Raw genomic sequence first — 25355 nt, 5'->3', positions numbered from 1 at the left:
TGCTGCATCGCGAGCGTTACAGCGTTCGCATGGCATTGCCCATCTGCGTCATTTCGCCGTCGACACAGAGGTCTTCCCGATGAAAGCCATCACCGCCACCCTGCTGCTTTTACTGCTGGCTGGCTGCGCCAGCGGTCCGCGTATCGATACCAGCTATAGCTCGGTTGGCCATGACAGCCGTGCTCAATTCATCGTGCTGCATTACACCTCGACCGATCTGCCGCGCTCATTGGAGTTGCTCAGTGGGCGAGATGTCAGCAGTCACTACCTGATCGGCGAATCACCAGCGACTATCTATCGGCTGGTGGACGAGAATCGTCGCGCCTGGCATGCCGGGGAAAGCGAGTGGAATGGCCGCACCTGGCTCAACGCCACGTCGATCGGCATCGAGCTGGTCAACCGGGGTTACGTGGAGAGCGCGGACGGACGACGGCTCTGGTATCCCTACTCCGAGGAGCAGATCGACGCGCTGGTGGAGTTGCTCAAGGACATCATGGCGCGCCACGGCCTAAAGGCCGGCGCCATCATCGGCCACAGCGACATTGCCCCACAGCGCAAAGTCGATCCGGGGCCTTTGTTCCCGTGGAAGCGCTTGGCGGACGAGGGGCTGGTGCCCTGGCCCGACGCCGATGCAGTCACCGCGCAGCGGATGCGCTATGCGTCTGCTGGCCTGCCGACCATCGCCTGGTTCCAGGATGCGTTGGCGGCGCAGGGTTATCGGGTGCCGCGCCATGGCCATTTGGACGACGAGACGCGCAACGTTATCGCTGCGTTCCAGATGAAGTACCGTCCGGTCCGTTTCGATGGGGAGCCCGATGCCGAGACCGCTGCGATGCTGCAGGTGCTCGCCAGCCAGGCCAAGCGCTGAAGGTCAGTAGCGGGTGGTACCAATCAGCCTCGAGTCAGCCAGGGCTGCGGTGCGGTGCTCGGCCGCGAGCTGGTACTCGCTGTCGCTTATCATCGCCAGAAAGGCTTCCTTGGACGAATAGCTGACCAGCAGCAGCTCGTCCCAATGCTCGTCCGGCGGCGCAATCAGCGCAGCATGGGCCTTGGCACGAACCTCTATTGCACCGCCACTTGCCTGAACCTTGGCCAGGGCTACGCGGCTGTAGCGGGCATAGGCCTCGCGGCCGCTACATGGGCTGTGATGGCTTCCCGGGGGATAGGTCGCCTGATCGTTGTAGCGCAGCAAATTGAGCATCAGGATCGGTACGCCTGAGGGCATGGCCTCAACATAATCAGCGAGCTGTTCTGGGCTGGGGGTCAGGCTCGGCATTGGGGCTTCCTCGAGGTGGCGCCGTCAGATCGGCAGTGCGACGTAGAAGATGGTGCCGTGGCCGATCCGCGAATGCACGCCGATACGGCCACCATGCAGCTGAGCGATTTCCTTACATAAGGCAAGGCCCAGTCCGGCACCGCCGCGACGGCGGCCGATCTGCACGAAAGGCTCGAAGATTCGGGCCTGCTGGCTATAGGGAATGCCCTCGCCGTTGTCCTCCACGCTGAGGATCATCCGCTCCCCGTGGTGGCGCGCCAGCAGGCGGACTTCGCCGCCCTTGGGCGTATGCCGCAGTGCATTGCTCAGCAGGTTGTCCATGACCCGTTCGATTTGCTGACGGTCAAGCATCAGCGTTGGCAGCGGCTGCTGCAGTTCCAGTTTGAGCTGCACATCCTGGTCGGCGGCGGCCACCTCGAAACGTTGGCGCGCGGCCTCGAGCAGTTCGGGAATACTGCACTGCTCGACCTCGAGCTTTTGCTGGCCACTTTGGTAGCGCGAGAAATTGAGCAGATCGTTGATCAGGCGGACCAGACGTTGCATTTCTTCGTGCACGGTGTCGAACAGGTCCGACTCGCGACTATCCGGCGGGTAGCGCAGGCGTTCGCGCAGCAGACTGAATGCCATCTGCATACCGGTGACGGGTGTGCGCAGCTCGTGAGATGCGCGCAGTACGAACTCGTTGCGTACGCGCTCGAAGGTGCGTTGATCGGTGACATCGTGCAGCACCATGACTGCTCCACTGATGCTGCCGTCGTGGTGGCTGACGGGGCTGATGCGCCAGGCTAGCAGGCGGCGTTCGCCGTCGGCCTCGATGATCAGGTCCTCGGGTGGATCGGACAGCGGTTTGTCGTCAAGCACCTGCCGCGCCGCTTTGTCCAGATCCGGATAGCCCAGCGCTTCACCGAGGGTCGAGCCCAAGTGTTCGTTTTCCCAGGCTAGCTGACGTTGAGCCACCGGGTTGGCGTGTTCCAGCCGGCCATCCCGATCGACGATCAGCAAGCCGTCGTCGATGCTGTCGAGCAGTGCCTGCAGACGCTGCTGGCCGTTTACCAGGGCCTCGACATTGGTTTGCTTGAACTCGTGCAGGGCCTGGGCCATCAGCCCGAAGCGGCGACTCAGGGAGGACAGTTCGGCAATCGGTGGAGTCGGCAGGGAGATGTTGAAGTCGCCGCGTCCGATCTGGTCTGCTGCCGCAGAAAGCCGTTCGATCGGCTCGCCGAAGCGTCGCGCGAAACTGTGCGCGGTGATGAAGCCGATCAGCAGTACTGCGATTGCCGTGAGCCCCAGCAGCCCTGCCAGCAGTGATGCCCGGTCACGGCTGCGCAGTTCTGTGTCGCGGATCTTGTCGTATGCCGCGCGCTGCATCTCGGTCATCAGGCTACGAACCTGATTGAAGGCCTGACTCAGCGGGTTGTCATCCAACAGCGAAAGCCTCTGATGCCTGGAGGCGTCGACCTGCTGCAGAAAGCTGGCATAGGCGCTGGCGATGGCCTGGAACGCCTGCCGATCGGTGTCATCCTTGGCTTCGGCAATGCCACGCTCGAGCGTCTGCTGGAAACTCTGACGCAGTGAATCCAGTGCTTCGCCTTGGCTGTCGTCGGTGAGCATGACGATCAGGTGGTTGCCCAATGCCTGACGCAATTGCTGGTTGATCTCGATGATGGCGAAGTTGTTGCGGATCAGCTGTTCCTGACTCTTGGCCATCTGCATCACGCTGACCAGGGCAAGGAGCAGGCCGAGCAGGGCTACGGTCATCAGTGCCGAGAACCCGAGGAACAGTCGGGTTCGCAGCTTCATCTGGAGTTTCATAGGCCGTACTGCTTGCGCTTTCTATAAAGGGTCGAGGCGTCGATCCCGAGGATTCGTGCCGCTTGTTCCAGTGTGTCACTGGTGCTCAGCACCCCGGCGATGTGCGCCTTCTCCAGTGCTTCGAGGCTCAGTGGTTCGCCGATGCGCGGTGCGTTGCTGCCGACCTGTTCGCCGAGTCCCAGATGACTGACGTCGATCATCTGTTGCGGGCAGATGATGCTTGCCCGTTCGACCACGTTGCGAAGTTCACGGACGTTACCCGGCCAGCGGTAGGTTTTCAGCGCCGCGGTTGCCGCATCGCTGAAGCCGCGCGCCGGGCGCCCGTAGTTCTTCACGAAGAACGCCAGGAAGCGTTCGGCCAGCGCCAATACATCCTCGGGGCGCTCGCGCATTGGCGGCAGATTGAGGGTAATGACGTTGAGACGATAGAGCAGGTCCTCGCGGAACTTGCCTTCGCGAACCATTTCTTCGAGGTTCAGATTGGTTGCGGCAAGGATGCGCACGTCAGCGCGTCGGGTGACCGGATCGCCGACCCGCTCGTACTCCTTGTCCTGAATGAAGCGCAGTAGCTTGGGCTGTAGTGCCAGCGGGAAGTCGCCGATTTCATCGAGGAACAGCGTGCCGCCATCGGCCTGGTTGACGCGGCCCAGGGTGCTTTCGGTGGCGCCGGTGAAGGCGCCGCGGTTATGACCGAACAGCTCGCTTTCCATCAGGTCGGCGGACAGTGAAGGGCAATTGATGGTGACGAAGGCCTTTTTCGAGCGACGACTCCAGGTGTGAATGGCGCGTGCCAACTCGCCCTTACCGGTGCCGGATTCGCCGAGAATCAGGATGTTGGCGTCGGTGTCGGCTACCTGCCGCGCCGTTTCCAGCACGGCCATCATCGCCGGGCTGTGGGAGCCCAATGCATCGCTGCGTTGCTTCACTTCGCCTTCGAGCGCTTCCAGGCGCGCGGCCATCTGGCGTACTTCCAGCTGCTTGGCCGCGGACAGGCGGAGTTGTTCCGGGCTGCACGGCTTGAGCAGGTAATCGGCAGCGCCGGCCTGCATGGCATCTACGGCGGTGTCCACCGCCGAATGTGCGGTGACGATCACGACCCGCATCCAGGGGGCAAGCAAGCGCATCTGCTGCAATACATCCAGGCCGTTGTCCTCGCCCAGGCGCAAATCGAGGAAGCACAGATCGAATACCTGTCGCTGCAGTATCGCTTCTGCTTGCGCTGCACTGGCTGCCGTCATGACCGTGTAACCGCGGTCCTCCAGGCAATAACGGAAGGTACGCAGGATCGCCGCTTCATCATCCACAAGAAGGATGCGTCCGCCGTTGTCCGTCGTTTGGTCCATGGATGTTCCCCATCAAAGGCGAATTCGGTCGCTGAAAATATTTGATTATGGCGTGTCGAGCGCCCGGCGGCGCCGTTGCGTTGCTGGCGAGTGCTTAGTCTATGAAAAGTCTTGCAAGTTGCACGGTGCAGACAAGGCTTTCCTGCATGCTGCACTCCAAGGTCATTTCCGACCTCTCCCAAGTGGCTGATTTGCCACGATCTGCCCCGGCAGCCCTGCTGGCATGCGGCTTGCGACCATGATCAGAAGGTGCCGTATCCCGGCAACGGGAATCCGGTGCGATCTGCCGCAAATCACGCAGGAGGTGTCATGAACAAGTCCATGAACCAGCTCAATGAGCTAATCGAGATCACGCGCGACGGGCAGCGTTTCTACCAGCATGCCGCAGATGAAGTAAAGGACGTCGAGCTGCAGCATCTGTTCCGCGACCTTGCCCAGGCAAAGACGCAGGTCATCCAGGCATTGACCGTGAAAGTCGCCGCCAGCCACGAGCAGCCATCGCAGGGCGGGACGCTGACCGGGCGCATGCGAGAACTCTATGCCAATGCCCGCTCGCGCATTGGCGATCATGACACGGCCTATGTCGACCAACTTGAACAGACCGAGTCGGACATCCTGCGGGCCTTCGAGGACGCCATTGGTGATGCCGAACCCGATGTCAGGGCATTGCTCGCCATCGAGCTTCCAAAGTTGCGTGCGTGCCATGGGCGGATTCGGCAGCTCAAGGAGGCGCGTCACTAAGCGGTCGTGCAAAACGCCCGGAATTAAAGGGGTGCTCATGCAATTTGAGTTGACGCACCCCGAATCGGCATCTGTAAGTAATTGATTTAAAACGATTTAGCTATGCCGTCTCGCCTGGCACGACACCTGCAATAACTTGGTCAACGAAACGAGTTGCCACGCTTAGAAGGAGTTCAGAATGGATCGCCAAGCCCGCGTGTCATTGGCCAGCAAGGGATTCCTCTCTGCTGCGGTTGTTGTACTGATCATGGGTGCCGAACGCCCCATGTCGCAACCGCTCAGCCAGGTGCAACAGAATTCAGCGGAACGAATCAGTATGTATGACGCTCAACCTATTGAGCTCGTGCGGACCGGTCAGAAACCGCAAACGATCGATTATCGCCAGGCGCCTGTTGAGCAGCGCTGGGTGTTCTGAGCAACGAAGGGGACGTGCAAGCGAACTAGCAAGGATGCGTCAAAACATCGATGCCGATCGGGCTGATCTGATCCGCTGAGAACCGTTCCTGAACCAAAGAGGAGTCACACCATGCTGAGTTGGGCAATTACTTTCCTGATCATCGCCATCATCGCTGCTGTACTGGGCTTCGGTGGTATCGCAGGCACCGCTACAGGTATCGCCAAGATCCTGTTCGTGGTTTTCCTGGTGCTGTTCGTAGCATCGCTGATCTTCGGCCGTGGTCGTGGACCGCGCGTTTGATGCGTCTATAGCCGCCCGTAAGGGCGGCTGCATTCAGGAGTTTCAGCGGCATAGGAAGCCAATTTTGCCGGGTCATGTTCGGCATCGAAGATGATCCAAAGCGCGCGCCGGGTGTAACGGCTCTGCGCGCTCGACCCCTCAGCGGGGTGAACCAGGGGGTCGGGTTGTTCTGCTAAAGCGGAGCGACCTAGGGGTACATGGAGTACCTCCATAACGGACCGGGTTCTGCGAGGCTGCTGCCGGCAGTGACGTAACTGTCACTGCCGGCTTGCAGCAACAAGCATCTGCAGCTGTGCAATTCCCCCCATGCAACGCCCCATTTTCCACTAGTCCTGCCCCGTATGCCGATCGGCGGATGACCCCTGTGCGCTCGCACCGCTATCATCGCCGCCAGCTTTGACGGGAGAACGACATGCTCAACGGCCTCTGGCTGGGCTTTTTTCTGATTGCCGCTGTTGCCGCACTTGCACGCTGGCTGATTGGTGGCGACCCCGCGGTTTTTGCCACGCTGGTGGAAAGTCTGTTCGCCATGGCCAAACTGGCCGTGGAAGTGATGATTGTGTTGTTTGGCACCCTCACATTGTGGCTGGGCTTTTTGCGTATCGCCGAAAAGGCAGGGTTGATCGAGCTGCTGGCGCGCCTGCTGGGGCCCTTGTTTCGCCGACTGATGCCCGAAGTGCCTGCAGGCCATCCGGCGCTAGGGCTGATCACGCTGAATTTCGCCGCCAACGGCCTTGGCCTGGACAATGCCGCGACGCCGATCGGCCTCAAGGCGATGCGCGCGCTGCAGGAGCTAAACCCGCTGCCGAGTGTGGCGAGCAATGCGCAGATCCTCTTTCTGGTGCTTAACACCTCATCGCTGACCCTGCTACCGGTGTCGATCTTCATGTATCGCGTGCAGCAGGGCGCGGAAGACCCGACGCTGGTGTTCCTGCCAATCCTGCTGGCGACCAGCGCCTCGTCCCTGGCTGGCTTGCTGGCGGTGGCGCTGATGCAGCGTTTGCGCCTGTGGGATCCGGTGGTGCTCGCCTACTTCATTCCCGGGGCCCTGTTGCTCGGGGGCTTCATGGCGCTGCTGGCCGGGTTGTCGGTGACGGCGCTGGGCTCGTTGTCATCGCTGCTCGGCAACTTGACCCTGTTTGGCCTGATCATCGCCTTTCTGATCGTTGGTGCGCTGCGAAAAGTGCCGGTGTACGAAGCCTTCGTAGAGGGGGCGAAGGAAGGCTTCGATGTCGCGAAAAGCCTGCTGCCCTATCTGATCGCCATGCTCTGTGCGATCGGTGCCTTGCGCGCATCCGGCGCATTGGATTTCGGCCTGGAGGGCATTCGTTGGCTGGTGGAGGCGCTCGGTTGGGATACGCGCTTCGTCGATGCGTTGCCGACGGCACTGGTCAAGCCGTTCTCCGGCAGCGCTGCGCGGGCGATGCTGATCGAAACCATGCAAAGCCAAGGAGTGGACAGCTTCCCGGCGCTGGTGGCGGCGACGGTGCAGGGCAGCACCGAAACCACTTTCTACGTGCTGGCTGTGTACTTCGGAGCGGTGGGTATCCAGCGTGCGCGGCACGCCGTGGGCTGTGCGCTGGTGGCGGATTTTGTCGGGATCGTGGCAGCTATTGGCGTGTGCTACTGGTTCTTTGGCTGAGTTTGCTGCGGCGTGGAACAGAGCGCAGCGCTCGGTAAGGCGCCTCGCGTGCCACGTGCTGCCGATGATGCGCAGCGTGCTGATCAGCGGGTTGAAAGCCAGGTGCTCCGCAAACCGCTCAGCTCCAGCGACGGTGCCAGAGTCGGAACACCGGCTCCGCAAGGAACATCACCAGAAACAGTCTCAGTACCTGTACCGCGGTGACCAGCGCCACCGACAGCTGCAATGCCTCGGCGGTCAGGCACAGCTCGGTGATACCTCCCGGCATCATGCCGAGCATCAACGACGCTTTATCCAGAGTTGTCACCCAGCCCAAAGCGCCACCCAGCGCGGCAGCGACGAACATGGCCAGCAGCGTGAACAGCAAAATGCGCAAGAGGAACGCTGGCGCACTGCGAAAGAACGGTCGATCGAAATGGCAGGCCAGGGAACAGCCGATCAACCACTGCCCCAGGGCCCCGGCCCAGCCCGGCAAACCGATGTGCAGGTCAAACGCCACGCTGGCCACTGCGCAGGCGGTCAGCGGTCCAAGCATCCACGGATTGGGTTGCCCGAGTCGACGCCAGAGCAGTGCCAACAAGCCACCGGCTGGCAGCAGCAACGCCAACCAAGACCAGCTCACTGGCGCCGGCAGCGGAGGCTCCATCGACGGCAGCCCCCAGGTGAATAGCGCCGGGACAATCAGTACCACCAGCAACAGGCGCAGGCTGTGCGCCGCCGCCACCCGTGCCGGCTCGGCCTGGTGCCGGTTGGCCAGCACCACCATCTCGCTCGCCCCGCCCGGCATGCTGGCAAAAAATGCCGTGGCGCGGTCACTACCGCTGCGCAGCAGAATGACGATGCCGATCAGGCCCAGCAGCAGGGTGCCGATCGCTCCAGCGAGGATCACGCCGAAATGCGTGAGGACCTGCTGCATCACCTCGCTGGTGAAGTGCAGGCCGATGGCACTGGCGACGATCCATTGGCCGGTCTGGCGGCCGCGGGGAATTTCATCAACCAGCCAGCCACTGCAGCGCACCGCAATCACTGCCAATAGCGAACCGACCATCCATGGCAGCGGCCAGTTGGCCAGAGTCGCCAGCCAGCCGCCGAGCGCGCCGATCAGTGGTGTCGCCCACCAGCCTGGCAGCGTGCCCCGCATCTCAGGCCTGCGCCTCGGCGACGTTGCCGCGACGACGCTTGAGATACCAGCGCAACCCCGGCATGGCCAGCATCGCCACGGTCAGCGCCCACAGCGTAAGGGTAATCGGGCTACCCCAGAGGATACCCAGCTCGCCAGCGGAGATCGACAGGGCGCGGCGCAGGTTGTCCTCCATCAGCTCCCCGAGTACGAAGCCGAGAATCACTGCCGACAGGGGGACATCCAGCTTGCGCAGCATGTAGCCGAACACCCCTAGACCAACCATCAGCACCAGATCGAAGGTGGTGCTGTGCACCGAATACACGCCGACCATGCTGATCACCGTGATCGTTGGCACGAGCACCCAGTTCGGCACGCTGAGCATGCGCGAGAACAGACCCACCAGCGGGATGTTCATGATCAGCAGAATCACGTTGCCGATGAACAGCGAGGCGATCAGGCCCCAGACCACGTCCGGCTGCTGTTCGAATAGCAACGGGCCGGGGGTGATGTTGTACAGCGTCAGTGCGCCGATCATCACCGCGGTGGTGCCCGAGCCTGGCACGCCCAGGGTCAGCATCGGAATCAGCGAGCCGCAGGCTGAGGCGTTGTTGGCAGCTTCCGGCGCAGCCAGGCCGCGCAGATCGCCATCGCCGAAGCGGCCCTTGTCGCCGGCCATGCGCTTCTCGCTCATGTAGGTCATGGCGCTGGCGATGGTTGCGCCGGCGCCCGGCAGGGTGCCGATGACGAAGCCGGCCACGGCGCTGCGCACCATGGTCCAGAAGGTCAGGCAGAACTCCTTGAAGTTGAACAGCAACCGGCCGCTGGCCTTGACCGCCTTCTGCCCGCTGTGGGTCTTCTCCAGCATCAGCAGGATCTCGCTGACGCTGAAGAAGCCGATCACCACGATGACGAACTGGATGCCGTCCGACAGACTGACGCTGCCGAAGGTGAAGCGGTACACCCCGGTGGTCGAGTCCACGCCCACCGTGGCCAGCGCCAGGCCCATCAGTGCGGCCATCAGCGTTTTCACCGGCTTGTCGCCGACCATGCCGCCGAGGCAGGCGATGGCGAAGATCATCAGCACGAAGTATTCCGCCGGGCCAAAGGCCACTGCCCACTTGGCCAGCAACGGAGCGAACAGCACCACGCCGCAGGTGGCGATGATGCTGCCGATGAACGAGCTCACCGCGGACAGCGACAGGGCGATACCGGCCTTGCCCTGACGCGCCAGCGGGTAGCCGTCGAGGGTGGTCATCACCGCCGCGGCGTCACCCGGCACGTTGAGCAGGATGGCCGAAATGCGACCGCCGTATTCACAGCCGAGGTACACCGCAGCCAGCAGGATCAGCGCGGTTTCCGGCGGCAGGCCGAGGGCAAAGGCCAGCGGCAAAAGCAGCGCGACGCCGTTGATCGGGCCTAGGCCCGGCAGCAGCCCGACCACGGTGCCGACGAAAGCGCCGAACAGCGCCACCAGCAGGTTGGTCGGCCGGGTGGCGACATCGAAGCCCTGCATCAAGAAATTAAGTGTTTCCATTTCAGCTCTCCAGCAGACGTAGCAGGCCAAGCGGCAGCGGTACGTCCAGCAGGTAATCGAACAGCCCGTAGAGCAGCACGCCAAGCAGCGCACCGCTGATCACGCTGGGCCACAGGCGACCGTTGAACAGCAAGCCGAGGGCGAAACCGGCCAGGGCGGTACTGATCACGAAACCGAGAATTTCGAACAGCAGCGAGTAGGTCAGCAGAACCAGCACGCACAGCACGGCCCGCTTGGTCTTGGCTCGGTCGAACGCGGGCGTCGGCTCGCCGTGCGGCTTGAGCAGCAGCCACAGTGCGCCGCACGTCATCAGAAACAGCAGCAACAGCGGGTAGGCGCGCGGCCCAACCGGGTCGTAGGCGAAGGGCGCCTCGAAGCCCCAGGCGAGCAGGGCGAGGCCGGCGCAGGCGAGCAGCCACGCCGCGGCGAAGACACGTACGTACATGACGGGATACCTCAGGATTCGACGGCCTGGCGCGGCAGCGCCCGAGCGTCAACTGCCCGGCCCAACAGAACGCGGGCCGGGCGTTCGGTTACTTGATCAGGCCGAACTCGCCGGCGAGGGCCTTGTACTCCTGCACCTGCTTGCTGACGAACGCTTCGAGCTCATCGCCCGTCATCGACAGCGGGAACAGGTCACGTTGCTCGCGCAGCTTGGCGAAGTCCTCGTCGGCGAGCAGGGTGTCGAACTGGGTCTTCCACCAGTTGAAGTCCTCATCAGACACCTCCGGCCCCATGTAGAAGCCACGAATGACCGGCCAGCTGATGTCGTAACCCTGTTCCTTGGCGGTGGGAATGTCCTTTAGCCGACCCGGCAGACGTTCATCGGAGAGCACCGCGAGCACTCGGACCTTGCCGGCCGCCAGTTGCGGAGTGACCTCGCCCAGGCCGCTGGAGGTGACTTGGACGTGGCCGCCGAGCATGGCGGTGAGTGTTTCGCCACCGCCTTCGAAGGCTACATAGCGCAGCTTCTGCGGTTCGATGCCTGCTTGACGTGCGATCAGAGCGGTCTGCATCCAGTCCTGGCCGCCGATGGTGGCGCCTGCGCCGAATACCACACTGGTCGGGTCCTTCTTCACCGCGGCGATCAGCTCATCGAGGTTCTGGTAGGGCGCATCGGCGCGTACCGTGATGGCGCCATAGTCGGTGCCCACGCCCGCCAGCCAGCGCACGGCATTCTCGTCGTAGCGACCAAATTTGCCCTGGGCAAGGTTGAGCAGCGAACCGCTGGAAAAAGCCGTGATGGTTGCGGGGTCCGCCGCACGCTGGGCGACCACCGCGTTGTAGGCCACCGCGCCGACACCGCCGGGCATGTAGGTCACGCGCATCGGCGCCTTGAGCAGACCGCTGTCCTTCAGGCCGCTTTGTGCCAGCTTGCAGGTCAGGTCGAAACCGCCACCGGGCTTGGCCGGGGCAATGCATTCGGGGCGTTTGGGTTCGGCGAGCAGCTGACTGGAGAGCAGCAGGCAGGAGCCGAGCAGAGCGAAACGACTGAGTGCGGTTTTCATGGGAGTCTCCTGGAGTTCTTATTGTGGCCCGGGTTTACCAGATTGGCAGGCTGTAGCTGACGATCAGACGGTTCTCATCGGCGTCGCGGGCGAAGTCGGAGCGGAACATGGCGTTGCGCATACGGACCGCGACATTCTTCAGCGGGCCGCTCTGCACCACGTACTTCAGCTCGATGTCGCGTTCCCACTCGCTGCCGTTGTTGCCACCGTTGTATTCGGCGTTGTCGCCGGAAACGTAGCGGGTCAGGAAGGTAAGTCCGGGGATGCCCATGGCGGCGAAGTTGTAGTCGTAACGCGCTTGCCAGGAGCGCTCGTCGGCATTGGCGAAGTCGTTGATCTGCACGAAGTTGACCAGAAACGGATCACCACCATCGATGTAGGCATAGCCGGTATCGCCGCGCATCTGCTGGTAGCCGAGGCTGAACTTGTGCCCGCCCAGGCTGTAGCCGAGCATGCCGTTCCATGCCTGGTTGTCGATCTTGCCGGCATTGGCTGCGCCGGTGTCATCGCTGATCATCACGCGCAGATCGGCGCTCAGCGCCGAGTTGTCGGTCAGCGGCTTGACGGCCAGCAGACCGAAGAAGTGCTGGCGATACACGTCATCCAGCTCGCCATAGTAGTAGCGGCCGGTGAGGTTCTTGTTGAAAGCGTACTCGGCCCCGGCGAAGGTCAGGTGGTCGGCCTCGGCGGCACTGGCGAAACGGCTGTTCTTGTTGTTCAGCTGCAGGTCCTGCGAGTTGGTCGAGGCGCGGTCGATGACCTTGTCCAGGCGGCCGCCGGTCAGCGTCAGGCCTTCGATGTCCGTCGAGGTGACGGTGGCGCCCTCGAACACTTGCGGCAGCGTGCGGCTGTCGCTGGCCTTGACCACCGGCATCTCTGGAATGTGCGAGCCGTAGCGCAGCTCGGTATCGGCGATCTTCGCCTTGGCGGTCAGGCCCAGGCGGCTGAATTCGTCCGGCGTGCTGCCGTCGTCGTGCACCGGCAAGAGGTCGGTGCCGGTGCGACCGCCACCGGAATCCAGCTTGATGCCGAGCATGCCCATGGCATCGAGGCCAACGCCCACGGTGCCTTCGGTGAAGCCGGACTGGACATCGAGGATGAAGCCCTGGGTCCACTCTTCACGCTTGGACTGGCCGGAGCCTTCGCGGAAGTCGCGGTTCAGATAGATGTTCTGGGTTTGCAGGGTCGCACTGCTGTCTTCAATGAAGGCGGCCTGAGTTGCTGGTGCCAGCGAAGCGGCGGCAACGGCCAGAGCGAGACGTGCAGGAACGGGTGAGCGTCTGACAGCAGTCAGCATCGGGGTATCTCCACTATTGTTTTTGTTGTGACGGCGACATGCGCCGCGCGGGGTGGTTCGAGCCACCTGTGGGCGATCCTAGGCGGTCAAGCTTTCGCCAGCCTTTCAGTGCTGAAAGCCAGCGGCGGGGCGAATGATCTGCCGCTACACTGGCGCTCCGTCGCAATGGCAGAGGACAGGCAATGCGGATTCTTCTGGTCGAGGACCACCCCCAGCTGGCCGAAAGCGTGGTGCAGGCGCTGCGCGCCGCTGGCTGGACCGTGGACCTGCTGCACGACGGCGTCGCTGCCGACCTGGCGTTGGCCAGCGAGGATTACGCGCTGGCGATCCTCGACGTCGGCCTGCCGCGGCTGGACGGCTTTCAGGTGCTCGCACGCCTGCGCGAGCGCGGCAAGACCTTGCCGGTGCTGATGCTCACTGCCCGCGGCGAGGTCAGCGATCGCGTGCACGGCCTCAACCTCGGTGCCGACGACTACCTGGCCAAGCCGTTCGAGCTGTCCGAGCTGGAGGCGCGGGTCAAGGCGCTGCTGCGGCGCAGCGTCGGCGGGGGTGAACGCCAGCAGCGCTGCGGCGCACTGGTCTACGACCTGGATGCGCGCCGCTTCAGCCTGGCCGACGAGCCGCTGACGCTGACCTCCCGGGAACAGGCTGTGCTCGAGGCACTGATCGCCCGTCCCGGCCGGGTGATGAGCAAGGACCAGCTGGCCGCCCAGGTGTTCGGCCTGGACGAGGACGCCGGCGCCGATGCCATCGAGATCTACATTCATCGTTTGCGCAAAAAGCTGGAAGGCCAGCCGGTACGCATCGTCACCTTCCGCGGCCTGGGCTATCTGCTCGAGGCGCGCGATGGCTGAGCCGGTGGTCGCCGGCAGTCTGCGGGCGCGGCTGCTGCGCCGTCTGGCAGTCCTGCTCGCCTTGCTGTTGCTCTTCAGTGGCTGGAGCGCCTATTGGAACGGCCGCGCCGCCGCCGACACCGCCTACGACCGCACGCTATTGGCCTCGGCCAGGGCGATTGCCGATGGCCTGGTGGCTAACGATGGCAAATTGCGCGCGAACGTACCCTACGTGGCGCTGGACACCTTTGCCTACGACAGTGCCGGACGCATCTACTATCAGGTGCTGGATATCGAGGGCCGTCTGGTCAGCGGATACGATCACCTCCCGGCGCCCGGTGCCGATGTCCCGCGCACCGATGACTACCCGGCGCTGGCGCGCTTCTACGATGGCGAGTTCCAGGGCCAGGGCGTGCGTCTGGTGAGCCTGCTGCAACCGGTCAGCGAACCGGAGCTCAACGGCATCGCCGAGATCCGCGTGGCAGAGACCCTCGGCGCCCGCGAACGCATGGCGCGCGGTCTGCTGACCGATACCCTGTGGCGTGTCGGCCTGATGGCCATCGCCGCACTGGTGCTGGTATGGCTGGCAGTCAGCGCCGCTCTACGGCCGTTAGGCCGGCTCAGTGAGGCGGTGCAGGAGCGTGCGCCGGATGATCTGCGGCCGCTACCGCTGGTCAGCGTGCAACGTGAATTGAAGCCGCTGGTGGCGGCCCTCAACGGGTTCACCGAGCGTCTGCGCGGCCAGTTCGAGCGCCAGGCGTGCTTCATCGCCGATGCCTCTCATGAGTTGCGCACGCCGCTGGCGGCCCTGAAGGCGCGCATCGAACTTGGCCTGCGTGAAGCCGAACCGGCGGCCTGGCGCAGCACCCTGGAAGACGCCGGGCAAAGCACCGACAAGGTCATCCACCTGGCCAACCAGCTGCTCTCGCTGGCACGCATCGAAAGCGGTGCGCAGTCCATCGCCGAGGGCGGTGCGCAGCGCCTTGATCTGTCGCAGCTGGCCCGCGAGCTGGGCCTGGCGATGGCGGCGTTGGCCCATAAGCGTGGCGTCGCCCTGGCCTTGGAAGCCGAGGCGCCGGTGTGGGTCGATGGCGAGCCGACGCTGATCAGCGAGCTGCTGAGCAACCTGCTGGACAATGCGCTGGCGCATACATTGAACGGCGGCAATGTGGTGCTGCGGGTGCTCGACGGCGCCGTGCTGGAGGTAGAGGACGACGGCCCCGGCATTCCTGCTGCCGAGCATGACCGCGTCTTCGCGCGCTTCTACCGCCGTGACACCGGCGGGCATGGCGCCGGCCTCGGGCTGGCCATCGTCGGCGAGATCGTCCGCGCCCATCGGGCTGAAATCAGCCTGGATCAGGGCGAGCTCGGTGGCCTTCTGGTGAGGGTGCGTTTCATACCGGTTGAGGAGTGATCGCCTTGACGTATTCGGTAACGCAGTCGGGCGCCAACACCACCCGATTGCGGCCGCCGTTCTTGGCCTGATAGAGGGCCGCATCCGCTGCCGCCAGTAAGTCGACCGGCGCGACGAGCGCGGGTGTCAGTGTGGCGACGCCGAGGCTGATGGTCAGCGCCACCGGCTGTTCGCCATGCTGCAGCTGCAATTGGGTGATTGCGCAGCGAATCGACTCCGCCAGCGCGATGGCCTGCCCGGCGTCGAGCCCTGGCAGCAGGACAACGAACTCTTCACCGCCATAGCGCGCCGCGACATCGCCGGCGCGCTGGCAATGGGCGGCGAGCACTGCCGCGACCTGGCGCAGGCATTCGTCGCCGAATGGATGCCCATAGCTGTCGTTGACCCGCTTGAAGTGATCGATATCGGCCAGCAGTACCGACAGCGGACTGCCGCTGCGTCTGGCGCGGCGTATCTCCTCGTCCAGCAAACGATCGAAACGCCGACGGTTGGCCAGCTGGGTCAGTGAGTCGGTGGTACTCAAGCGCAGCAGCTCGGCATTGGCGGCTTCCAGGCCGTGGCGGACTTCTTCCAGCGCACGGGTGCGTTCGTAGACGCGGGCTTCGAGCACCTCGTTGGCGCGCAGTTGCAGGTCCAGTGCCTCCTGCTTGGCCTGCAGGCGCAGGGCGCGCTCTTCGGCCAGCGACTGCGAGGCCTGCAAGGCCAGCTGCTGTGCGGCGATGCGCCGGTTGCGCTCGACGTTGATGCGTTCGGCGAGCGCCATGGAAAGCAGCACGAATTCGGTGAACATGCCGATCAGCTGGCCATTGAGCGTCCAGGCATTGAGTGGCAATGTTCCGTTGAGGGCCAACAGGTTGATGACCGTGAACACCAGCAAGGTGCTCCAGGCGATGCTGAACAGGCGCGCAGATGGATTGCCACGCATCCACAGGTTGAGCGTCACGGCCATGGTCAATACGCAGTGCAGCAGCGCGACGCTGTCCATGAACAGGTAGCGCGCCAGGGTCGGCGCCAGCAGCAGCGTGAGCACCGCAACGCCCCAGTAGCCGGTCAGGCTGATGGACACCGCCCAGACCCAGCCGCCATAGCGCCGTATGCCGAGAAAGCGCAGGGCGAACAGCATCGGCGTGAAGAAGCACAGCGCCGCGGAAAGGCCATAGAAACGTGCCGACAGCTTGGGGATTTCCGGCCAGAGGAACAGCTGGCCAAACCCGGTGATCGTCAGCACGTAGAACACCGCGCTCAGCAGGTACAGCACATAAAGAAAATAGCTGACGTCACGGGTGAATATCAGCAGGCTGCAGTTGTACAGCACGATCACCAGAATGCCGCCGAAGAACAGGCTGACCAGGGTGACGTCGCGAAGCCTGCTCTCGATCAACTGCTTCTCGTCGATCAGCTCCAACGGCAGGGCAAGGGTTTCCCTGGCCTGCACCTGCAGATAGACCACGGCTGGTTCGCCCGCAGGTAGTTCGAGTGGATAGACCAGGTGATGGTCGGCCAGCGGCCGGCTGCTCAGCGCCACGGCATCGCCGGCCAGCATCGGTTGGCCCCAGCGGTCGCTGTCGGGGTAATGCAGGCGTACCGCAACGCGGTCGAGCACCGGCCATTTCAGCAGCAGATACCACAGCGTCGCCGCGTCGCCCGTGTTATGCAGCCGGAGGCGCAGCCAGGCGTCGTCGCGCTGCTTGCCGAGATTGGGTTTGTTCAACCGTTGCCAGGGCGGATCCGCCGCGGCAATCTCGGTGAAATCCGCGTCCGGCCTTCCCAGCAGGTATTCCACTTCGCCGACCTGCAGCGTCGCCGACCCTCGTGTCTGCAGCACTGGCGATGGCTCAGCCGCGATCGCGACCCCGGTCCAGGGCAGCAACGTCAGGCAGGTGATCAACAGCAGTAGGGCGCGCATCATGCAAAAGTGCCTCATCGGCGCGGTAATGGCCAGCAAAGTGCCAGCCAACTGACGTCATTAAATGCGCACCGATATGCGCATGATGCCATCGTGATATCAGTCTGTCCTGCGCACGCGACAGACTGCAGCGCTCACGCGCGCCGTCGCGCCCAGAACTGCTGCACCAGTTCCAGCATGCCGTCGGCCAGATGGGCCACGCCAGAGGCGCTGCGCTGACTGTGCAAGCCGGTTGCGACGTGATCTTCCGAGCTGCCGCGAATGCTGACGATACTCTGGGTGATCTCTTCGCTGACCGCGCTCTGCTGATCGACGGCGGCGGCAATCTGAGTACTCATTGCGCTGATCTCGGTTACCCGACTGTTGATGCCGCTCAACGAATGTTCTGCCTGGTCGGCGTGACTGACGCTGTGCTGCGCCTGTTCGCGGCTGCGCTGCATGACCTCCACGGCTTGCCGCGCACCGGCCTGCAGTGACCCGATCATGCTCTGGATATCGGTGGTCGCGCTGGATGTCCGCGATGCCAGCTGGCGCACCTCGTCGGCCACCACGGCGAAGCCGCGGCCCTGATCGCCAGCGCGTGCCGCTTCGATGGCTGCATTCAGCGCGAGCAGGTTGGTCTGTTCGGCGATGCCATGAATGACATCGAGTACCCGGCTGATTTCCTGGCTATGGCTCTCGAGCTGGTGAATCACCTCGGCGGCCTGCTGAATGTCGCCGGCCAGCCGGGTGATGCTGTTGCCGGTCAGGCCGACGATCTCCCGACCGCTGGCTGCTTCGCTGTCGGCCCGGGCCGCGACTTCGGCGGTGCGTTGTGCATTGAGTGCGACGTCCTGCACGCTGGCACTCATTTGCTGGATCGCCGTAGCGATCAGGTCGGTTTCCTGCTGCTGGCGTGAGGCGCTCTGGGTGCTGCCATGCATGGCGCCGAGCAGGTCGCGCGCATGATCGCTGAGCTGCCGGCTGCAGTCGGCGATGCGCCCAACCATGGCTCCGGCTTCGGTTTCCAGCATCTTCATGGCGAAGGCGATCTCGCCGACTTCGTCCTTGCGGCCGGTGTAGATCAATTGGCCGACCGGATTGTGGCCGACCCGCCGGGCCTGCTGCGCCAGGCGTGATAGCGGCGCCAGGGACATCGTCACCGCCACGGCAATCGCACCGCCGAGCGCGAGGCCGGCCACCGTTGCTGCCACCGGCGTTGCAGCGAGCAGGCTGCCGAGGACAACACCGAAAGCCCCGCCGGCAGCGGCAAGCAGCGCCGTGCGCTCGCGTAGACCCAGCGCGCAGCGCAGCGACTTGGCCACACGACCGCCACGCAGCTGGGCGTAAAGTGCTTCAGCTGCCTGGATCTGCTCAGGCTGCGGGCGAGTGCGCACCGACTGGTATTCCACCACCTTGCCGTCCCGGCAGACCGGCGTGGCGAAGGCGCTTACCCAATAGTGGTCGCCATTCTTGCAGCGGTTTTTCACCACGCCCATCCACGACTTGTTCGCCTGTAGCGTCTGCCAAAGATCGGCAAATGCCGCCTCAGGCATATCCGGGTGACGCACCGTGTTGTGGTGCTCACCCAGCAGTTCGTCTTCGGTGAATCCGGAAATCGCAACGAAATCCGGGTTCGCGTAGGTGATGGTGCCCTGAAGGTCGGTGGTGGACAGAATGTTCGCCGTTTCAGCAACCGTAACTTCACGGCTGCTGACGGGCAGGTTGAGGCGCATAGACAGATCTTCCTTGGAGAAATGGGTCTGAATACGCAAGGCAATCGGCGGCACCGCTCTATTGGGGCGCTCGCATAGACTCGACGACGAATCCGTCTACATCGGGGTACTACGAACTGGCGATCAAGTGTCCTCTTTGCTGCTCGCGTCCGTTTCCAGCTGCTCGAGCAGGTCGATCAGGCGCTGGCGCAGTTGGCCGAGCTCGCGGGACTTGAACGAGCGGCGGGTGCGTTCCAGCACCTCAATGGTTTCTTCCAGCGCAGTACGCAGGGTTTCTTCGGTCAGCATTGCTTCTTCTTCGTGCAATCACATGCAGGTTGAGTGCCGATCTGCCGACACGCTCATGATGTGCCGGCGTGTTTCGAGCCCAAAAATAAAGGCGCCAGTCGTGGAGCATCCCTTTGGGATGTCACGGCTGGCGCCTTAGCTATCAGGTCCGATTGTCCTGAGCGGTAAAGCAGCTTTCGCAATTGGCGAAACTGATGGCATTTTGCCTTCGCCTGCGCGCCGTAACAAGCCCGGGATGCGGCCGATCAGCGGCCAATAAAAGGCCAAGCCGAGCGCACCGTTTCGGGGCGCCGTGGCCTCGCTCAGGTCCGTCTGCGGGTCCAGAATTGCTGGACCAGCATTTCCATGCTGTCTGCCAGCTGGGCAACGCCCGAGGCGCTCTGCCGGCTGCGCAAACCGCTCGCCACATGTTGGTCGGAGCCGCCACGAATGCTCACGATGTTCTGGTTGATGTTTTCGCTGACCGCGCTTTGCTGCTCGACCGCCGCGGCGATCTGAATGCTCATCTCGCTGATCTCGTTGACCCGGCTATTGATGCCCTGCAGGGAGCAAGCTGCTTGCGCGGCCTGCTCGACGCTCTGCATGGCCTGCTCGCGGCTGCGCTGCATGACGTCCACCGCCTGACGCGCACCACCTTGCAGTGCGCTGATCATGCTGTTGATCTCCTGAGTCGACTGCTGGGTGCGCGAGGCCAGGTTGCGGACCTCATCGGCGACCACGGCGAAACCGCGGCCCTGTTCCCCGGCGCGCGCGGCTTCGATGGCCGCATTCAGCGCCAGCAGGTTGGTTTGCTCGGCGATACCGCGAATGACGTCCAGCACCTTGGTGATGTCGTTGCTGTGCGCCTCCAGTTCGTGGATCACGTCGCCAGCACGCTGAATATCCTGAGCCAGCTGGCCAATGGCGGCACCGGTCCGGTTGACCACCTCGGTGCCGGTCGCCGCTTCGCTGTTGGCACGGCTGGCTGCCTCCGCGGTGCGTTGGGCGTTGTTTGCCACTTCCTGCACGCTGGCTGCCATCTGGTTGATCGCCGTTGCGACCTGATCGGTTTCGCTCTGCTGGCGTGCGGCGCTCTGGCTGCTGCTGTCCATGGCGCCGAGCAGTTCATGGGCGTGCTGGCTGAGCTGACGCGAGGCATCGCCAATGCGGCCGACCATTGCGCCCGCTTCGGTTTCCAGCATTTTCATGGCGAAGGCAATCTGGCCGAACTCGTCACGGCGGCCGGCATAGATCAGCTGCCCCACCGGGTTGTCACCCAGCTGGCGGGCCTGTTCGGCGAGGCGCTGCAAGGGTGCCAGCGTCATATAGGCCAGGCTACTCGCGCTTATTGCTGCCGCTGCCGCAGTGGCCAGCGCAACGACCAAACCAGCGCCGCCCAGCAGCGCACCGGCTACCACGCAAGGCGCTGCACCCAGCGCTGCGAACAGCGCGACCCGGCTGCGCGCGCTCAACGGCGCGCGACGCAAGGCCGCCGGCGGACGCCTGTCGCGTAACTGAGCGTAGAGCTTCTCCGCGGCGTCGATCTGTTTCTGCTGGGGCTTGGTTCGGACCGATTGGTACTCGACCACCCGACCATTGCGGCTGATCGGCGTAACGAACGCGCTGACCCAGTAATGATCACCGTTCTTGCAGCGGTTTTTCACCATGCCCATCCACGATGTGCCGGCGCGTACGCAGCCCCACAGGTCACCGAATGCTTCGGTGGGCATATCCGGATGGCGGACGATGTTGTGGTGCTGACCGATCAGCTCGCTTTCTTCAAAACCGCTGATCTTGATGAAATCCGGATTTACATAGGTGATGTCACCATTGAGATCCGTGGTGGACAGGATGTTGGCGGTGTCGCTGATGGAAACGTCGCGGCCGGTGACCGGCAGGTTCATGCGCATGGTGGTGAACTCGTGTGATTCGTATTGCTCTGTTCCGCCACGGACGTCTCGGTCGATGCACGTTCAAGGTGCTTCGCGCGCTTCCTGCGATTTTGTCACCCAGTGGTGATCGGTTCCTTGCTTCGGACGGCCCTACGGGTCGTTTTGTATCGGTTTTGCTTCGCCGAAAATGGGCACGAAAAAAGCGCCAGCATTGATACATCCCCTGGATGATCCCTGTTGGCGCTTCAGTCGGCGGGCCCATGGTCCTGTCCGATCAGCATGCCTCCTCACCTGGAGGCTGATAGCATGTTGATATCACTGCTTGCGCCATTCAATGCTACTGAAGTCCTACTCCGCTGGTCGGGTTTAATCCAGGGCTGGCCAGGTGCTATCAATCTTGTACAGATAATACTTTGTGTATAAGTAATGTACAGAAAAATATGCGCTATATCGCGCAACCCTTCTTCCGTCCTCCGGTCCTAGCAATGGGCACAAGCATTGCTGGATCGGCGTGGCGGGGTTCGTAGGCTGTCCCCAAAGCGGCCGCCTGCTAGACTCAAGTTCCGCGCAGACTCACAAGGGATGCCCGGGAATCCGAAAACAACCAAAAAGGAGTGCATCCATGAAAGGCAAATCCTTGGCATGGATCTTTACCGCTGCTCTGGCGGGAACCGGCCTGAGCGCAGTGGCACAGGCGCAAGAGAAGTTCGTCACCATCGGCACAGGCGGCCAGACCGGCGTTTATTACGTTGCCGGGCAATCGATCTGCCGCTTCGTCAATCGCAACGCGGAAAACATCAAGTGCAACGCGCCGGCTAGCGGCGGCGGCGTGGCTAACGTAAACGGCCTGCGCAGTGGCGAATTCAACTTCGGCATCATGCAGTCCGACCACCAGTACAAGGCAATGGAAGGCGTCACCCCCTTCGAGAAAGAAGGGAAGATGGACGACATCCGTGCGGTGTTCTCCCTGCAGAGTGAAGTATTCACCGTACTCGCACGCCGCAGCGCCAACATCAAGGGTCTCGATGATCTCAAGGGCAAGCGTGTCAACATCGGTAACCCCGGTTCTGGCCAGCGCGATACCCTCGAAGAAATCATGACCGTCAAAGGCTGGGACAAGTCGGTCTTCTCCCTCGCCGCCGAGTTGAAGCCGGCTGAACAGGCCAGTGCGCTGGGCGACAACAACATCGATGCCATGACCTACTTCGTCGGTCACCCCAATGGCGCGATCCAGGAAGCGACCACCACCACCGACGCGGTGCTGGTACCGATCACGGGTGCCGAGATCGACAAGCTGCTGGAAGAGAAGAGCTACTACACCAAGGCCGAGATCCCAGGCGGCCTGTACAAGGGCAACGACAAGCCGACCCAGTCCATCGGTGGCAAGGCGGTACTGTCCACCACCGCCAAGGTCGATGCCGAAGTGGTCTACCAGCTGGTCAAATCGGTGTTCGAGAACATCGAGCGCTTCCAGCGTCTGCATCCGGCGTTCAAGGATCTGAAGCCGGAAGAGATGATCGAAGTTGGTCTGAGTGCGCCGCTGCATGAAGGCGCCGAGCGCTACTACAAGGAACGCGGCTGGTTGTAAGGCTCGCCAGGGCTGCGTCGCTGGCGCGGCCCTGATCATCGCGATGCCTTAGCTGAAAACCCGTGCGCCTCATGGCCACGGGTTTTCGCGGTTCCGTTACCTGAAAAACAGGCCTCAATTCATGCAAGACAAACAACTGTCCACCGAGGAACTGATCGCCCAGGATGTTGGTGCGCGCACGCCCATTGGGCCGATAGCCGCGGTTATCGCCGGGCTCGCGCTGCTCTGGTCATTGTTCCAGCTGTGGATCGCCTCACCGCTGCCTTTCGTGCTCGGTTTTGGCGTACTGAACGACACCGAGACCCGCTCCATTCATTTGGCGTTTGCGCTACTGCTCGCGTTTCTGGCCTATCCGGCATTCAAGAAGTCGCCCAGAGACCGTGTCCCCCTTGTCGATATCGCCCTGGGCCTGGTCGCTGCATCTACAGCTGCCTACTTGTTCATTGCTTACGAGCAGCTGGCACAGCGCCCCGGCAACCTGACCACCATGGATCTGGTCACCGCCTGCATCGGTATTCCGCTGCTGCTTGAGGCTACTCGCCGCGCTCTCGGTCCGCCGTTGGCGATCATTGCGCTGGTGTTCCTCGTCTACAGCGTCGCCGGCCCCTGGATGCCGGGCCTGCTGGCCCACCGCGGGGTCAGTTTCACCGCGCTGGCTAACCACCAGTGGATCACAACCGAAGGCGTATTCGGCATTGCGCTGGGTGTCTCCACCAGCTTCGTCTTTCTTTTCGTACTGTTTGGCGCCCTGCTCGAGCGGGCCGGGGCCGGGCATTACTTCATTCAGCTGGCCTTCAGCATGCTCGGGCATTTCCGTGGCGGCCCGGCCAAGGCCGCGGTCGTGGCCTCCGGCATGACCGGCCTGATTTCCGGTTCGTCCATTGCCAACGTGGTGACCACTGGTACTTTCACCATTCCGATGATGAAGCGCACCGGTTTCTCGGCAGAGAAGGCTGGCGCGGTTGAGGTGGCCTCTTCGGTCAACGGCCAGATCATGCCGCCGGTGATGGGTGCCGCGGCGTTCCTGATGGTCGAGTACGTCGGCATCCCCTATGTGGAGGTAATCAAGCATGCCTTCCTGCCGGCACTGATCTCCTACATCGCGCTGACCTATATCGTCCATCTGGAATCGATGAAACTCGGCTTGCAGGCGCTGCCGCGCGCCAACGTCGCCAAGCCCTGGATGCAGCGTCTGATCGGCTTTGCCTTTGGTGCAGCACTGATTTCCGGTCTGTCCCTGGGTGTCTATTACGGCCTTGGTTGGCTCAAGCCGGCGCTCGGTGATTCAGCCCTGTGGGTTATCGGCGTCCTGCTGGCGTTGGTCTATATCGGCCTGCTTAAGATTGCCGCGAGCAATCCGCCGCTGCCTCATGAAGACCCGAACATGCCGCTGGAAAAGCTGCCGGAAACCCGCCCGGTGCTGCTCTCCGGCCTGCATTTCCTGCTACCGGTAGTGGTGTTGGTCTGGTGTCTGATGATCGAGCGGCTGTCGCCCGGTCTGTCGGCGTTCTGGGGCTCGGTGATGCTGGTGTTCATTTTGCTCACCCAGCGCCCTTTGCTGTCATTGCTGCGCAAGGACGGCGGCCATGAGCACGGCACCTTTACCGATGGCGTGGTCGATCTGCGCGAAGGGCTGATTGCCGGTGCGCGCAACATGATCGGTATCGGCATCGCCACTGCTGCGGCAGGCATCATCGTCGGTGCCGTTTCGCAGACAGGCGTCGGGCTGGTGCTGGCCGATCTGGTCGAGCTGCTGTCGATGGGCAACCTTCTGTTGATGCTGCTGCTCACCGCCTTCCTCAGCCTGATTCTCGGCATGGGCCTGCCGACCACCGCCAACTACATCGTCGTGTCCAGCCTGCTGGCGCCGGTAATCGTTTCCCTGGGCCAGCAGAACGGCCTGATCGTTCCGCTGATCGCGGTGCATCTGTTCGTGTTCTACTTTGGCATCATGGCCGACGTGACGCCGCCGGTTGGTCTGGCCTCGTTCGCGGCCGCAGCCGTGTCCAAGGGCGATCCGATCAGAACCGGTGTCACGGCCTTCTACTACAGCCTGCGCACCGCGGCGCTGCCGTTCCTGTTCATCTTCAATACCGACCTGCTGCTGATCGGCGTGGACTTCTGGCACGGCGTGCTGATCTTCATCGTGGCGACCATCGCCATGCTGGTGTTTGCCGCGGGCACGCAGGGTTACTTCCTGGTGCGCAGCCGCTGGTACGAAAGCGTGCTGCTGTTGCTGGTGGCCTTCACGTTGTTCCGTCCGGGCTTCTGGATGGACATCATCCACGATCCCTACCAGGAGATTCCGCCGGCGCAGCTGGTAGAGGCCCTGGGCAGTGTCGATGAAGACAGCCAGCTACGCATGCGTGTGCTCGGCGAGGATGCGGTGGGCGATCCGCGCGAATTCGTCCTGCTGCTGGCCATTCCGGACGGCGCGTCCGGCGAGGAGAAGCTGGCGAAGATCGGCCTGATGACCTACGAGGACGATGGCAAGTTGCTGGTCGACAGCGTCACCTTCGGCAGCCCGGCCGCCGAAGCGGGCCTGGAATTCGATCAGCAGATTCTCTCGGTGCGTGCACCGGTCGATCGCTGGCCGAAGGAGTTCATGTGGATTCCGGGCTTCCTGCTGTTCGGGCTGATCGTCTGGATGCAGAGACGACGCAGGCAGCGTTGATCGGCAGTAATCGTTAGCAATCGGAAACCCCGGCCCTGGATACATGGTCGGGGTTTTTTGTTGGTGATGGATCGAACAGGGAGCCCGCCGGAG

20 protein-coding genes and 3 pseudogenes are annotated in these 25355 nt (G+C 63.0%); 9 read left to right on the top strand and 14 right to left on the bottom strand.

Annotation, left to right across the window (positions count from 1 at the left end; all coding sequences use genetic code 11):
- Positions 1-79: 79 nt before the first annotated feature.
- Positions 80-868 carry an N-acetylmuramoyl-L-alanine amidase gene (locus AAEZ08_RS05170; protein WP_003282847.1) on the top strand — a complete coding sequence of 263 codons (789 nt, stop codon included), beginning with the start codon at positions 80-82 and terminating at the stop codon, positions 866-868.
- Positions 869-871: 3 nt separating this feature from the next.
- Here AAEZ08_RS05170 and AAEZ08_RS05165 read toward each other — a convergent pair whose 3' ends face one another.
- Genes AAEZ08_RS05165 through algB form a run of 3 tightly spaced genes read right to left on the bottom strand, consistent with a single transcriptional unit; the run spans position 872 to position 4431 of the window.
- Positions 872-1276: a DUF1330 domain-containing protein gene (locus AAEZ08_RS05165; protein WP_003282846.1), complete on the bottom strand. Its 405-nt coding sequence runs from the start codon at positions 1274-1276 to the stop codon at positions 872-874.
- Positions 1277-1300: 24 nt separating this feature from the next.
- Positions 1301-3088: a KinB sensor domain-containing domain gene (locus AAEZ08_RS05160; protein WP_102819997.1), complete on the bottom strand. Its 1788-nt coding sequence runs from the start codon at positions 3086-3088 to the stop codon at positions 1301-1303.
- The gene (gene algB / locus AAEZ08_RS05155; protein WP_058065336.1) at positions 3085-4431 is read right to left on the bottom strand and encodes a sigma-54-dependent response regulator transcription factor AlgB; all 1347 of its coding nucleotides are present in this window, start codon (positions 4429-4431) and stop codon (positions 3085-3087) included. Before algB ends, AAEZ08_RS05160 begins: the two co-directional genes overlap by 4 nt.
- 309 nt (positions 4432-4740) lie before the next feature.
- On the opposite strand from algB, the gene AAEZ08_RS05150 reads away from it, so the two are divergent.
- The 4 genes from AAEZ08_RS05150 to AAEZ08_RS05135 all read left to right on the top strand — a co-directional run bounded on the left by AAEZ08_RS05150 (position 4741) and on the right by AAEZ08_RS05135 (position 7511).
- Positions 4741-5172: a PA2169 family four-helix-bundle protein gene (locus AAEZ08_RS05150; RefSeq protein WP_058065335.1), complete on the top strand. Its 432-nt coding sequence runs from the start codon at positions 4741-4743 to the stop codon at positions 5170-5172.
- Between the two features lie 178 nt (positions 5173-5350).
- The gene (locus tag AAEZ08_RS05145) at positions 5351-5587 is read left to right on the top strand and encodes a hypothetical protein (protein ID WP_500123848.1); all 237 of its coding nucleotides are present in this window, start codon (positions 5351-5353) and stop codon (positions 5585-5587) included.
- A gap of 111 nt (positions 5588-5698) precedes the next feature.
- Positions 5699-5869 (top strand): DUF1328 domain-containing protein, encoded by a 171-nt coding sequence (locus tag AAEZ08_RS05140; RefSeq protein ID WP_003282841.1) that lies wholly within the window; start codon positions 5699-5701, stop codon positions 5867-5869.
- Positions 5870-6281: 412 nt separating this feature from the next.
- Complete coding sequence (locus AAEZ08_RS05135; protein ID WP_500123847.1) at positions 6282-7511, top strand: nucleoside recognition domain-containing protein; 1230 nt, start codon at positions 6282-6284, stop codon at positions 7509-7511.
- Positions 7512-7629: 118 nt separating this feature from the next.
- On the opposite strand, the gene AAEZ08_RS05130 is transcribed toward AAEZ08_RS05135, so the two are convergent.
- The 5 genes from AAEZ08_RS05130 to AAEZ08_RS05110 form a co-directional block, all read right to left on the bottom strand.
- Positions 7630-8652, bottom strand: a complete 1023-nt coding sequence (locus tag AAEZ08_RS05130; protein WP_500123846.1) for an AbrB family transcriptional regulator — start codon at positions 8650-8652, stop codon at positions 7630-7632.
- Between the two features lies 1 nt (position 8653).
- Positions 8654-10168: a tripartite tricarboxylate transporter permease gene (locus AAEZ08_RS05125; RefSeq protein WP_500123845.1), complete on the bottom strand. Its 1515-nt coding sequence runs from the start codon at positions 10166-10168 to the stop codon at positions 8654-8656.
- A gap of 1 nt (position 10169) precedes the next feature.
- On the bottom strand, positions 10170-10613 hold the full coding sequence (locus AAEZ08_RS05120) for a tripartite tricarboxylate transporter TctB family protein (RefSeq protein WP_003282837.1): 444 nt from the start codon (positions 10611-10613) through the stop codon (positions 10170-10172).
- Between the two features lie 88 nt (positions 10614-10701).
- Positions 10702-11676, bottom strand: coding sequence for a Bug family tripartite tricarboxylate transporter substrate binding protein (locus tag AAEZ08_RS05115; protein WP_102819994.1), 975 nt, complete (start codon positions 11674-11676; stop codon positions 10702-10704).
- A 34-nt stretch (positions 11677-11710) separates the two neighbouring features.
- Entirely contained in the window at positions 11711-12973 is a 1263-nt protein-coding gene (locus AAEZ08_RS05110; RefSeq protein WP_427702253.1) for an OprD family porin, read from the bottom strand.
- Between the two features lie 182 nt (positions 12974-13155).
- Between AAEZ08_RS05110 and AAEZ08_RS05105 the strand changes: the two genes are divergently transcribed.
- Together AAEZ08_RS05105 and AAEZ08_RS05100 are read left to right on the top strand one after the other, a co-directional pair.
- Complete coding sequence (locus tag AAEZ08_RS05105) at positions 13156-13827, top strand: response regulator (RefSeq protein ID WP_500123844.1); 672 nt, start codon at positions 13156-13158, stop codon at positions 13825-13827.
- Positions 13820-15220: a sensor histidine kinase gene (locus AAEZ08_RS05100; RefSeq protein WP_500123843.1), complete on the top strand. Its 1401-nt coding sequence runs from the start codon at positions 13820-13822 to the stop codon at positions 15218-15220. The genes AAEZ08_RS05105 and AAEZ08_RS05100 overlap by 8 nt, the downstream gene beginning before the upstream one ends.
- On the opposite strand, the gene AAEZ08_RS05095 is transcribed toward AAEZ08_RS05100, so the two are convergent.
- The 6 genes and pseudogenes from AAEZ08_RS05095 to AAEZ08_RS05070 form a co-directional block, all read right to left on the bottom strand.
- Positions 15201-17129 carry a sensor domain-containing diguanylate cyclase gene (locus tag AAEZ08_RS05095; protein ID WP_500123842.1) on the bottom strand — a complete coding sequence of 643 codons (1929 nt, stop codon included), beginning with the start codon at positions 17127-17129 and terminating at the stop codon, positions 15201-15203. The two genes, AAEZ08_RS05100 and AAEZ08_RS05095, sit on opposite strands and share 20 nt — an antisense overlap.
- 131 nt (positions 17130-17260) lie before the next feature.
- Positions 17261-18319 (bottom strand): methyl-accepting chemotaxis protein, encoded by a 1059-nt coding sequence (locus AAEZ08_RS05090; RefSeq protein WP_500123873.1) that lies wholly within the window; start codon positions 18317-18319, stop codon positions 17261-17263.
- A gap of 240 nt (positions 18320-18559) precedes the next feature.
- Positions 18560-18841 (bottom strand): annotated as a pseudogene (locus AAEZ08_RS05085) (PAS domain-containing protein); the annotation flags it as partial.
- A 123-nt stretch (positions 18842-18964) separates the two neighbouring features.
- Positions 18965-19129, bottom strand: coding sequence for an HAD-IG family 5'-nucleotidase (locus tag AAEZ08_RS05080; RefSeq protein ID WP_160320986.1), 165 nt, complete (start codon positions 19127-19129; stop codon positions 18965-18967).
- A 302-nt stretch (positions 19130-19431) separates the two neighbouring features.
- Positions 19432-20433: pseudogene (locus AAEZ08_RS05075) on the bottom strand (methyl-accepting chemotaxis protein); the annotation flags it as partial.
- Positions 20434-20736: 303 nt separating this feature from the next.
- Positions 20737-21012: pseudogene (locus tag AAEZ08_RS05070) on the bottom strand (PAS domain-containing protein); the annotation flags it as partial.
- 610 nt (positions 21013-21622) lie between these two features.
- Here AAEZ08_RS05070 and AAEZ08_RS05065 point away from each other — a divergent pair.
- Together AAEZ08_RS05065 and AAEZ08_RS05060 are read left to right on the top strand one after the other, a co-directional pair.
- Positions 21623-22588 carry a TAXI family TRAP transporter solute-binding subunit gene (locus AAEZ08_RS05065; protein ID WP_003282827.1) on the top strand — a complete coding sequence of 322 codons (966 nt, stop codon included), beginning with the start codon at positions 21623-21625 and terminating at the stop codon, positions 22586-22588.
- Positions 22589-22709: 121 nt separating this feature from the next.
- On the top strand, positions 22710-25262 hold the full coding sequence (locus AAEZ08_RS05060; protein ID WP_102819989.1) for a TRAP transporter permease: 2553 nt from the start codon (positions 22710-22712) through the stop codon (positions 25260-25262).
- The last annotated feature ends 93 nt before the right edge of the window (positions 25263-25355 follow it).

The sequence above is a fragment of the Pseudomonas sp. E45-MNA-CIBAN-0222 genome (assembly GCF_040310405.1).
GTDB lineage: Bacteria > Pseudomonadota > Gammaproteobacteria > Pseudomonadales > Pseudomonadaceae > Stutzerimonas > Stutzerimonas stutzeri_AC.
The sequence above is the reverse complement of the archived record's forward strand: the minus strand, read 5'-3'. Positions and strand labels throughout refer to the sequence as shown.